General features: G+C 69.2%; 10 protein-coding genes. 8 read left to right on the plus strand and 2 right to left on the minus strand.

What is annotated here, in order from left to right; all coding sequences use genetic code 11:
- Positions 1-128 precede the first annotated feature (128 nt).
- A complete protein-coding gene (locus AC5LUJ_RS04275) occupies positions 129-1298 on the plus strand; it encodes an acyl-CoA dehydrogenase family protein (RefSeq protein ID WP_250282435.1) in 1170 nt (389 codons plus the stop codon).
- Between the two features lie 135 nt (positions 1299-1433).
- On the opposite strand, the gene AC5LUJ_RS04280 is transcribed toward AC5LUJ_RS04275, so the two are convergent.
- Positions 1434-3062, minus strand: a complete 1629-nt coding sequence (locus AC5LUJ_RS04280; protein ID WP_250282433.1) for a flavin-containing monooxygenase — start codon at positions 3060-3062, stop codon at positions 1434-1436.
- Between the two features lie 23 nt (positions 3063-3085).
- Positions 3086-3649, minus strand: a complete 564-nt coding sequence (locus AC5LUJ_RS04285; protein WP_250282430.1) for a cupin domain-containing protein — start codon at positions 3647-3649, stop codon at positions 3086-3088.
- Between the two features lie 419 nt (positions 3650-4068).
- Here AC5LUJ_RS04285 and AC5LUJ_RS04290 point away from each other — a divergent pair, with 419 nt between their 5' ends.
- From AC5LUJ_RS04290 to AC5LUJ_RS04320, 7 genes are all read left to right on the plus strand, one after another.
- Positions 4069-5295, plus strand: a complete 1227-nt coding sequence (locus AC5LUJ_RS04290) for a cytochrome P450 (RefSeq protein ID WP_250282429.1) — start codon at positions 4069-4071, stop codon at positions 5293-5295.
- On the plus strand, positions 5292-6383 hold the full coding sequence (locus AC5LUJ_RS04295) for an Rv3169 family protein (RefSeq protein ID WP_250282427.1): 1092 nt from the start codon (positions 5292-5294) through the stop codon (positions 6381-6383). Before AC5LUJ_RS04290 ends, AC5LUJ_RS04295 begins: the two co-directional genes overlap by 4 nt.
- Positions 6384-6539: 156 nt before the next feature.
- Entirely contained in the window at positions 6540-8108 is a 1569-nt protein-coding gene (locus AC5LUJ_RS04300; RefSeq protein WP_250292120.1) for a class I adenylate-forming enzyme family protein, read from the plus strand.
- On the plus strand, positions 8105-8914 hold the full coding sequence (locus AC5LUJ_RS04305; protein ID WP_250292118.1) for an enoyl-CoA hydratase/isomerase family protein: 810 nt from the start codon (positions 8105-8107) through the stop codon (positions 8912-8914). The genes AC5LUJ_RS04300 and AC5LUJ_RS04305 overlap by 4 nt, the downstream gene beginning before the upstream one ends.
- 13 nt (positions 8915-8927) lie before the next feature.
- The gene (locus AC5LUJ_RS04310) at positions 8928-9734 is read left to right on the plus strand and encodes an SDR family NAD(P)-dependent oxidoreductase (RefSeq protein WP_250292117.1); all 807 of its coding nucleotides are present in this window, start codon (positions 8928-8930) and stop codon (positions 9732-9734) included.
- 47 nt (positions 9735-9781) lie between these two features.
- Positions 9782-10747, plus strand: coding sequence for a phosphotransferase family protein (locus tag AC5LUJ_RS04315; protein ID WP_493464495.1), 966 nt, complete (start codon positions 9782-9784; stop codon positions 10745-10747).
- Positions 10741-11086, plus strand: a 346-nt coding sequence (locus AC5LUJ_RS04320) for a hypothetical protein (RefSeq protein WP_493464496.1), incomplete at its 3' end; no start/stop codon positions are given. The genes AC5LUJ_RS04315 and AC5LUJ_RS04320, both read left to right, overlap by 7 nt.

The following is an 11086-nucleotide window of genomic DNA, read 5'->3' on the forward strand; positions in this document are numbered from 1 at the left end:
CCTCCTTCTCGTCGTTTGTTCGCGGGACCAACCGGGCCCGCCCTTGTGGACGGCGGGCCCGGTTATACCTGAAAGGGCCTTCGCACCTGCCTGGCCGCATCACCCGGGACAGCGCTGGGAGGCGCCACATGACAGGGACCTTCGCACCCGTCCGAGAGCACGACGCGGAGCTGGCCGCGTTCACCGAACTGGTCCGGACGTTCGTGGCCCGGGAGATCACCCCCCACCACGCCCGGTGGGAGAGCGACGGGATCGTTCCGCGGGAACTGTGGCGTAAGGCCGGCGCGGCCGGGCTGCTGGGTCTCGGGCTTCCGGCCGAGTACGGCGGCGGCGGCGCGGACTATCGATTCAACACGGTTGTCGACGCCGAGCTTTACCGCGCCGGCGCCACCGGGCCGGGATTCACGGTCCACAACGACGTCTGCGGACCGTACTTCGCCGAACTGGCCACGCCTGGGCAACTGGTGCGCTGGGTGCCGGGCATGACGTCGGGCGAACTCGTGGCCGCGATCGCGATGACCGAGCCCGGCGCGGGCAGCGATCTGCGGGGCGTCCGGACGAGGGCGGCACGAACCCCCGGCGGATGGCTGCTGAACGGCACGAAGACCTTCATCAGCAACGGCATCCACGCGGACCTGGTCATCGTTGTCGCGCGAACCGAGCCGGACGGCGACGGCGGCGGCGGCGGCCTGAGCCTGCTGGTCGTCGAGCGTGGGATGGCGGGCTTCACGCGCGGCCGCAACCTCGGCAAGGTCGGGCTCCACGCACAGGACACGGCCGAGCTGTCGTTCGACAACGTCGCGGTCCCGGACGCGAACGTGCTCGGGCAGCCGGGCAGGGGGCTGCGCTACCTGATGGCGAACCTGGCGCAGGAGCGGCTCACCATCGCCGTGCAGGCGGCCGCGGCAATGGAGGGCGTCCTTGCGGACACCCTCGACTACGTCAGGACGAGGACCGCCTTCGGCCAGCCGATCGGCCGGTTCCAGCACAGCGCGTTCCTGCTCGCGGAGCTGGCCACCGCGGTGAAGGCGGCGCGGGTCTTCGTCGACTGGGGGGTGCGGGAGCACCTGGCGGGAAATCTCGGTGCCGACACGGCCGCCATGATAAAGCTGCACACCACCGAGGCCCAGCAGCATGTCGTGGACAGGTGCCTGCAACTGCACGGGGGCTACGGCTACACCACGGAATACCGGGTGGGACGGGCCTGGGCGGACGCCCGGGTACAGACAATATACGGCGGTACCAGCGAAATGATGAAACTCATCATCAGCAGGGGGCTCGGGCTGCACAAAACGTGAGAAGCCGATGCCCGCCGGATGTCCGCAGTTCCCGCGCCGTTCACCATCCGATGCGCAGAACATGAAAAACCGGTGCCCCGCCCGAATCCTCCCCGGGCGGGGCACCGGTTTTTACCGGGCGGCTCTACCGGGCGGCTATGCCGGTACGGGCGACCTGCTCAGGGTGAAACCGGGGAAGCCGCCGTCGGCCTCCTTGTCGACGGTGGCGCGATAGCTGCTCAGGCCGCCGAGATAGCACAGTGTGCTGGGCTTCTTGCCGGGCACGTTCGCCCCGAGGAACCACGGCCGGTCTCCCATGCCCTGCGGCAGGAGGGTGGCGTTCAGGATCGCGTCGCACTGGTCCGACCAGGCCTGGGCGGCTTCCTCGGTGGCCTCCACCCGCTCGGCGCCCTGCTCGACCGCGTGCGCCAGCAGCTTGCCGATCAGTTCGACCTGCGTCTCGATCACCGGTGGATGGCTCGCGAACGGTGCCTGCGGCCCGAGGATCGCGAAAAGATTCGGGAAGCCCGGGGACGCGATGCCCAGCAGGGCTTTCGCGTCCCGTGCCCACTGCTCGGCAATCGTCCGGTCCCCGGCCCCGTGCACGTTCATGCTGGCGAGCGGTCCGGTGATCGCGTCGAAACCGGTCGCGTAGATGATCACATCGAACTCGTACTCCGCGGTCCCCGTCCGCAGACCCGTCGGGGTGATCTCCCGGATCGGGTCGTCACGGACGCTGACCAGCGTCACGTTGGGCCGGTTGTAGGTCTCGTAGTAGAAGTTGCCCAGCGGAGGACGCTTCCCGCCGATCGGGTGCGTCTTCGGGCACAGCAGCTCGGCGGTCGCGGGATCCCTGACGATCGCGCGGATCCTGCGCCGCACGAACTCCGAGGCGGCGTCGTTGACCCGCTGGTCGACGAGCATGTCGTCGAAGGTCTCGAAGATGTAGTGGAAGCCGCCGGCCTCCCAGCCGGCTTCCAGGACGCGCTCGAGCTCGGCGTCGTCGACCTGCGCGCCGAGGCGGTTCGCCGGCTCCATCGGGAAGGCGAACACGTGGTTGAACGTCTTCTCCCAAACGTTTTCGAAGTCACGTCGCAGCGCCTGCTGCTGCTCCGGGCCCAGCGCGTGGTTGCGCCCGGGTAACGCGTAGTTCGGGGTGCGTTGGAACACCGTCAGATGCTCCGCGACCTGCCCGACCGACTGGATCACCTGGATGCCGGTCGCGCCGGTGCCGATGACGGCCACGCGCTTGCCCGTGAGGTCGACCGGCTCCTTCGGCCACTGCGACGTCACGTACGACTTGCCCGCGAAGGAGTCCGCGCCCGGGAACGGAGGCTTGTACGCGATGCCCAGCCAGCCCAGGCCTGTGATGAGCCACCGGCTGCTGATCCGCAGACCGTCCTCGGTGGTCACCGTCCAGCGGTTGGCCGCCTCGTCGAAGTAGGCGCCGTCGACCCGCGTGGAGAAGCGGATGTGCTGGCGCATGTCGTGCTTGTCCGCGACCGCCCGCAGGTATTCCAGGACGTCGGGCTGAGCGGTGTAGCGCTCGCGGAAGTCCCACCGCTGCCACAGCTCACGGTCGAACGAGAAGCAGTACGCCCAGCTCTCGGTGTCGGTACGGGCGCCGGGGTAGCGGTTCCAGTACCAGGTGCCTCCGACGTCGTCCCCGGCCTCGAACACCTGCATGCTCAGGCCGAGCTGCCGCAGCAGGTGAATGGTGCGGAGCCCGGCGAAGCCCGCGCCGACGACGACGGCATCGACTTCCGGGAGAGTTTGCGTAGGCATTACGCCATGTCCTTTCTTGGTTTTCAGTGGCCCTGGGCGGGCTGCTGGGCGTCCAGGATCACGTAGGCGAGCGTGGCCGGAACCTTTCCGTGGTTGCGCCACCCGTGCCTGGCGCCGTTCTGCACCACGCACGTGCCCGGGGGGAGGTGGATCTCGGTCCCGTTGTCGAGTTCCACCCAGAGGTCGCCCTCGATGACGATGACGTAGTCGATGCTCCTGGTCCGGTGCATTCCCGGAGCGTCGGGCTCGAACACGCCGAGCAACCCTGGCACCTTCGCTTCGGCCTCGGCGACCTGGGACTCGAGGGTTGCCGCGTCCGCGCTGGGTTCGTGTGGTTCGGCACCTGGTTCGGCATCTGGTTCGGCGCTGTCCTCCGGCGGGAGGCGAAACAGTCCGAAACGTGTTCCGCCCGGCCCGGGGAAGAAGACCGCGTTGTCGGGCTTCGGGTCGCTGAGCGGGCTGCTGAGCGGGCCCTCCGTTCCCCACACCTGGAACATCTGGACACCAGGCATGATCGCCAGTTCGACGGGTGGCAGCGGCGCGTCCTCATGGGCGATGGAGGTTCCCGTGCTGTCGACGCCGGTCACGACGCGTCTGATGGAAAGAGTCATGGCGGGTACTGAGCCTTCCCTGTAATGATTGGTTACTTTTTGTAATTGACGGCGGCGGTGTCCGTGGTGGTCGCCAGGTGGTGCGGTGGTGCTCGACATGGAGGATCGCGAGGGCGGCCCGGGCGATCAGGCTGATCTTCCAGAGGCCGGGACCGATGGTGCGCGGGGCCGGGAAGGCGCTCCTGGCCTCCTCCCTTGCCTGTCACGGCAGGTAGCTGTCACGGCAGGTAGTTGATCTTTGTGGGGAAAGGTTCACTGTGACATGGATCGCACTCGAGGGGGAGTCGGTCGGCGCGAGGGATTTGTGCGCGGCTCCAGATCGTGCACGTCGCGGCCGTCGAACAGCCGACCGACGGCGTGCCATTCTCGTGCTTTCCGAGAACCTGGAGAGTTCGATGCCGACCGCGTACGATCCCACTGATCCCATACAACTGCGCGATCCGTATGCCATATTCGCGGAGCTGCGCACCGCCGGCGGCGTGCATTGGTGCGAGCCGTTGTCGGGCTGGATCGCGGTGGACTGGGCCAGTGTTCAGAGCGTGGTCACGGCGCCGGCGGTGTTCTCGGCGAATCGTCTTCTGCCGGTGCACGAACGGCTCTCCGAGGAGAACCGCGCGACAGCGGCCGACGTGCTGCGCTGGTTGTCGCTGTGGATGGTGTTCCAGGATCCACCGAACCACACCCGGCTGCGCCGCTACCTGTCGACGGTCATCAACCCCCGCATGGTGGAGTCCCTGCGGGCGTCGATCACCGAGATCACGTCGGACCTGTTCGACGGCCTGCCGAAGGACCGGCCGGTCGAGTTCTTCACCGAGATCGCTCTTACCCTGCCGGGTTACGTCGTCATGGACCTGCTCGGGGTCCCGCGCGACCGGCTGACCGAGGTCAAGCGGTGGTCGGACGAGATGATGCTGTTCATCGGCAGTTCGCGAGGTGTCGACGACAAGTACGAGAGAGCCCGGCACGGCGCCTGCTCGATGGCGGAACTGTTCCGTGAGCTGATCGACGAACGCCGGGCCCACCCGCGGGACGACGCCCTCACCCGCATGATCACCACCGAGGTCGACGGCGAGACGCTCACCGAGGACGAGCTGATCGCGAGCATGATGATGATCGGCAACGGGGCGCAGGAGACGACCGCCCACCTGCTGACCAACGGCCTGATCGCCCTGCACCAGCACCCGGACGTCGCCGCCAAGCTGACGGCCGATGTCGACGGCCTGATCGTCCCCGCCGTGGACGAGTTCCTCCGCTTCGACTCGCCGGTGCTGTCCACCGGGCGCCTGCTCGCCACGGACACGGAGCTTGGGGGACAGCGCCTGCGGGAGGGCGACCGGATCTTCGCGATGCTCGCGGCCGCGAACCGCGATCCCGCCGTCTTCGCGTCGCCGGACGAGATCGTTCTCGAGGGCCGGGCGAACGGGCATCTCGCCTTCTCGAAGGGTGTGCACTTCTGCCTCGGCGCGCCGCTGGCCCGCTTGGAAGGGCAGATCGCGTTCAGGCACATGGCGGAGCGGTTCCCCCGGCTGCGGCTCGCCGAGCCCCTGGACACGATCCCGTGGGCGAACTCGCTGGTCAGCCGCGGGCCGCTGCGGCTGCCGGTCATGCTCGAGGACGCGTGAACACCCCGCTCGTCCCGCGTGACGACGAGTTCGTCCACGCGGCTCCGTACCCCGTCTCGCACCCGCCGGCCCGCGCGTCGAACGACCCGCGGTTCTTCGAGCGGTACTGGAACGTGTGGCACGACGACACGGGCGACCTGCTCCTGGCTGTGGGCGGCAGCTGTTACCCGGTCCTCGGCCGGGTCGAGTCGTACGCGATCGTCAACTTCCGTGGCGACCACCGCTCGGTGCGCTCCTTCCGTCCGCTGTCGTCGCAGCCGGCGGACCTCACGGTGGGCCCGATGCGCCCCACGATCCTCGCGGGGCTCCACCGCTGGCGGCACGTCCTCGAGCCGGGGGAGTGGGGCTTTTCCTACGACCTGGAGTGGACCGACACCCGCCGCCCGACGTACGGCGCCGCCTGGGGGCCGCAGGTGCCGTCCGGCGAGCGGCAGGTGACCGCCGGATTCGAGAGCTTCGGTCAGGTCACCGGCTGGGTTCAGATCGGTGGCACCCGGGTGGAGTGGGCGCCCGGCCAGGCGCACGGCACCCGGGACCGCCACTGGGGCGTCGGCCGGGGCGTCGGTGGCCCGGCGCTCAACGGCGGGCGCGCGCACCGGCCCGGCTGGAAGGGCGGGATCTGGATCGACCTGCACGACGTCGGCCTCTGGGGCGGGAAACTGCTCTACGGCCTCGACGACCCCCGCCCGGGCAGCGGCCGCGTGCACCGGATCGAACGCCGCCTGCGCTTCGAACCCGACACACACCTGTTTCTGGCGGGCGTCGTCGACCTGGCCCTCGACGACGGCACCCACCGGTCCCTACGCCTCGAGCGGCTGGGCAACCAGACCGCCTTCATGTGCTGCGGCTTCTACGGCGGCACTCCCGGGGCGGGGCTGCATCCCGGCGAGTACGGGGGGCCGGAACGGACCGAATGGGACCGGTTCGACGTGAACGACCCGCACGTCCGCCGCACGCTGCGGGGGCTGGACGAGCACCACTGCAGCGTCGTCGACGGTACGAGGGCGACGACGGGCATCCTGCAACCGGTCGAGCCGGACGCGTACGAGGCCTGCCGCGAGGGCCGGCCCGGCTGGGCCCTGTGGTGACCGACGGCCCTGTGACCCGGGGCTTTGTGACTCGGAGCTTTGTGACCCGGAACAGGGGCCTCGACAGCGTGGCCCTCGTCACGGCTTCCGTCCGTCGCTACCGTGCGTTCTCACCGAGCATGCGGTCGGACGGATGAAGAGATCAGGAGATCGCCCGTGAGCCTGAAGTACGACTTCTCGTTGATGTGTCCGGACGTGATCGCGCACAATGCGCGAGTCAGCGGGGATACGGTGGCCGCCGTATTCGAGGAAGAACGGCTCACGTGGCGTGAGCTTGACGAGCGGACGAACCAGTTAGCCAACCTGCTGCGGGCCGAGGGCCTCGGCAAGGGTGACAAGGTCGCGCTGTTCATGCCCGCGTCGCTGAACGCGTTCGTCGCGTTCTGGGGAAGCGCGAAGGCCGGCTGCGTGACGGTGCCACTGAATGTCATGCTCGACGGAGAGTCACTGGTTCGCCTTGCGGCGGACTCCGACGCGGTCGTCCTGATCGCCGATCCGGAGACCGAGCCGGTCATCGACTCCATCCGCGCGCGGCTGCCGCTGATCGGCGGCTCCCGCTGGCTCACGTTCGGCGCAGCCCACGACCACTGGCGGTCGGTTCCGGAGCTGCTGGCCGAGTCCCCGGTCACGCCGTGCGGAGTGAGGATCGAACCGTTCGACGTCATCACCATCCTCTACACCTCGGGGACCACCGGGCACCCGAAGGGCATCGAGCACACCCACGTCAGCCGCATGATGTACCCGTACGGCTTCGCGATGGGGCTGAAGGTCGACCGCTACTCGGTCGCCGTCCTCGGCACGCCCCCGTACGCGTCCGGGACCTGGATCACGATGATCCCGACGATGTACCGGGGCGGGACGGTCGTCATCCTGCGCAGGTTCACCGCCGCGGCGTTCCTGGCAGCCGTGGAGCGCGAGCGGGCCACCCACGCCTTCCTGGTCCCCACCCAGTGGATCGCCGTCCTCGAGCACCCCGGGCTGCGCGGCCATGACGTGAGCAGCCTGCGCTGCATCGTCACATCCGGTCAGCCGATCGCCGAGAAGACGTACCACGCGCTGGAGGACGCCTTCCCGAACGCCGGTATCCACGAGGTGTACGGATTCTCGGAGGGATTCGCGACCCTGCGGCTGCCGGCGGACGCCGTCCGCGGCAAACGCACGTCGGTCGGAAAACCCCTGATGCTGGAGGACATCCGCATCATCGACAATACCGGCGCGGAACTCCCCCCGGGTGAGAGCGGTGAAATCGTGGTGCATGCGATCGGGATGATGAACGGCTACTACAAGAATCCCGGACTGACCGAGGAGGCGACCTGGGCCGCCCCGGACGGTCGCGGCTTCATGCGGACCGGGGATATCGGCCATCTGGACAAGGACGGTTTCCTGTATGTCTCGGGCCGGCTCAAGGATATGATCAAATCTGGCGGTATCAACATCTTCGCCGTGGACGTCGAGCAGGTCTTCATGCGCCATCCGGACGTCAGCGAGGCCGCGGCCGTCGGCGTGCCGCACCCGAAGTGGGGCGAGACGCCCCTGGTGGTCGTCATCCCACGCCCCGGCGCGGAGATCGACCCGGAGGGGCTTCGGCAGTGGGCCAACGAGCGCCTGGCCAAGTACCAGCGCGCCAGCCACGTCCTGGTCCGCGAGGAGCTGCCGCGCGCGGTCTACGGCAAGGTCGCGAAGGCCGAGCTGCGCAGGGAGTTCGGATCGGGGGCCGGGCTGTGACCGACATCCGCTACCCCGGCTACGAGAGCCTGGAACTCGACTGGCCCGAGCCGCACGTCCTGCGGGTGACCCTCAGCCGCGGCCGGATGAACGCCCTCGACTTCCAGATGCACCGGGACCTGGGCGCGATCTGGCGCCTGATCGACGAGGACACCGAGGTGTCCGCGGTGGTCCTCGCCGGCAGGGGACGGGCATACAGCGCCGGCGGTGACTTCGACATGGTGCAGCGCATCATCGACGACTACGACTTCCGCTGCCAGATGTGGAAGGAAGGCCGTGCCCTGGTGCGGAACATGCTCGACTGCGGCAAGCCCATCGTGTCCGCGATCAGCGGAGCGGCGGCCGGCGGCGGGCTGGCCACCGCGCTGCTGGCGGACGTGAGCGTCGCCGGCCGCACCGCCAAGCTCGTGGACGGGCACACCACCCTGGGCGTGGCCGCCGACGACCACGCGGTCGCGATATGGCCGCTGCTGTGCGGGCTGTCCAAGGCGAAGTACTACCTGATGACCAGCGACGCCATCACGGGCGAGGAAGCCGAGCGCATCGGGCTCGTGACGTTCTGTGTCGACGACGCCGTGGTCGACGAGCATGCCCTGCACATCGCGTCCCGGCTCGCGCACGGGGCACCGAGCGCGATCCGCTGGACCAAACAGTCGCTCAACAACTGGGTTCGTGCCGCGTGGCCCTCGTTCGAGGCCTCCCTGGCGTTCGGCATCCTGGGCTTCACCGGACCCGAGGCGTCCGAAGGCCTGGCCGCTCTGCGTGAGAAGCGCGCACCGGACTTCGTCCAGCGTTCCTACATCTGAAGGCGAGCCTGACATGCCCAGCACAGCGGTGGCCCCCCCGCGGCGGCCGACCCTGCCTCTCGACGAACGCACCTACATCGTCACGGGCGCCGGCGGCGGCATCGGCGGCGCCGCCGCCGCCAGGCTGCTGCGGGTGGGGTCGAACGTCGTCGCGGTCGACCTGAGCTCGCGTCGGCTCAACGGCACGGCCGAGTCCACGCGCGAGCTGCCCGGAACCCTGCGGACGATCAAGGCCGACGTGACCTCGGAGGCGGGCGTGCGACAGGCGGTCGACTTCGCGGTGACGGAGTTCGGCTCGGTGCAGGGCGTGGCGAACGTCGCCGGCGGGATGGTCAACATCAACCGCGACGTCTACGATGTGCCACTGGAGTCCATCTCGCTGGACAGCTGGGTGCAGATGTACGCGCTCAACGTGAACAGCGCCTTCCTGATGTGCCGCGCGCTGGAGAAGCACTTCGTCGCACAGGGCTACGGAAAGATCGTCAACGTGGCTTCGCTGGCGGCCTTCGCCAACCGTCTCGAACTCGGTAACGCCGCCTACAACTCGGCCAAGGCCGCGGTGGTCGCGTTCACCCAGAGCGTCAGCGTGCAGCTGGGCCGTCAGGGGATTCGGGCCAACTGCGTCGCCCCGGGGCTGGTCCTCAGCGACCGGGTACGCCAGTGGATCGACGACGGATACCTGCACCGGCACCTCGGGTACACGGCGCTCGGTGACGTGCCCACCCCGGAGGACCTCGGCGAAGGCATCGCGTTCTTCCTCGAGCCCCAGTCCGACGCCATCACCGGCGAGACCCTGCGGGTCGCAGCCGGCGTCCGATGACCCGGCCCGCCCTTCCTGCGCACGCACCGGCCCAGCTGGCCGCTCGCGTGCGGGAACTGCTACGTCTGCGGCTGCCGGAGGCCGAGGAGGTGGCTGTCTCGCAGCCAGCACGGGTCTTCGGCGGGAACGCGCGCGTCGCGTGGGCCTGCGACGCCCGCTGGGCCTCGGGCCGGGACACGCACGCGAGCACACACGAGGAGCCGTTGATCCTGCTCATCCGTGCCCCCGGCTCGCAGGTACAGACCGACCCGGCACACGAGTTCGCGGCACTGGACGGGCTGGCCGAACGTGGCGTACGGGCGCCGAAAGTGTGGGCGCACGACCCGGACGGGCATCTGTTCGGGGCGCCCGCGGTGCTCCTCCAGCGGCTGCCGGGCCGAGCGGACGCGGTGGAGTACCTCTCGGCCGACACCGAGCTGGGCCGTGCGCGAACCCTGGACCTGGCCCGGGCGGCAGCCGAGCTACATGCCGTCACACCGGCCGCGGGAACCGGTGAACCGCAGCTGGCCTACTGGCGCGCACGGTTCGAGGACTGCCGCCCTGAGCCGTACCCGGCGCTGTCCTGGCTGTACGACTGGCTTGACGACAACGCCACCCCACCCGCGCGACCAGCGCTCGTGCATGGTGACTTCCGGCCGGGCAACGTCCTCTACGAAGGCGGCCGCATCGTCGGTCTGCTGGACTGGGAGATGGCGCACGTCGGCGACCCGGTCGAGGACATCGCGTGGGCGTACCACGCCCTGTGGAGCCCGGAGCGGTTCGTGCCGCTCGAGGAGTTCGTCGCGGCGTACGAAGCGGCCGGAGGCGTACCTGTCACCGGAGCGGCACTGCGCTGGAACCGCGTCTTCTGCGAGGTCAAGTACGCCACGATCAGCCTGCAGGCGGCCCGTGCGGTCATCGACGGCCGTAGCCACAACCTACGGCTGATCGACCGGGCCCGAACCGTGATCCCCTCCATCCAGGCGTGCCTGGAGTGGATCAGCGCCAGCAGGCCGTTGGAGACGCCATGCTGAGACCAACCCCCGGCGAGCTGCTCGAGGGGCTTCGCCGTGAGCTGCGCGACGAGGTTCTGCCTGCCGTGCCCGCCGGGTCCGCCGCCCGCCAGCTGCGCGCGGCGATCCATGTCCTCGGCAGGCTCGCGGACACGTGGGATGTGCAGCATCACTATCTGGAAACGGACAACGTCGACCTGGAGGTGACGCTCGCCAGCCTCGCCCGGCTCGCCGGGGTGCGGCGCACGAGGCAGCCACGCCGGCCGCAGCCTGCGCCCGGCGTCACGGACCGTGGGCTGAACGATCTCATCGCGCGCAACGACGCACTGCAGAGGGAACTCGAACTGCTACAGAACCGGC

This window comes from Protofrankia sp. CiP1_Cm_nod3 (assembly GCF_982290655.1).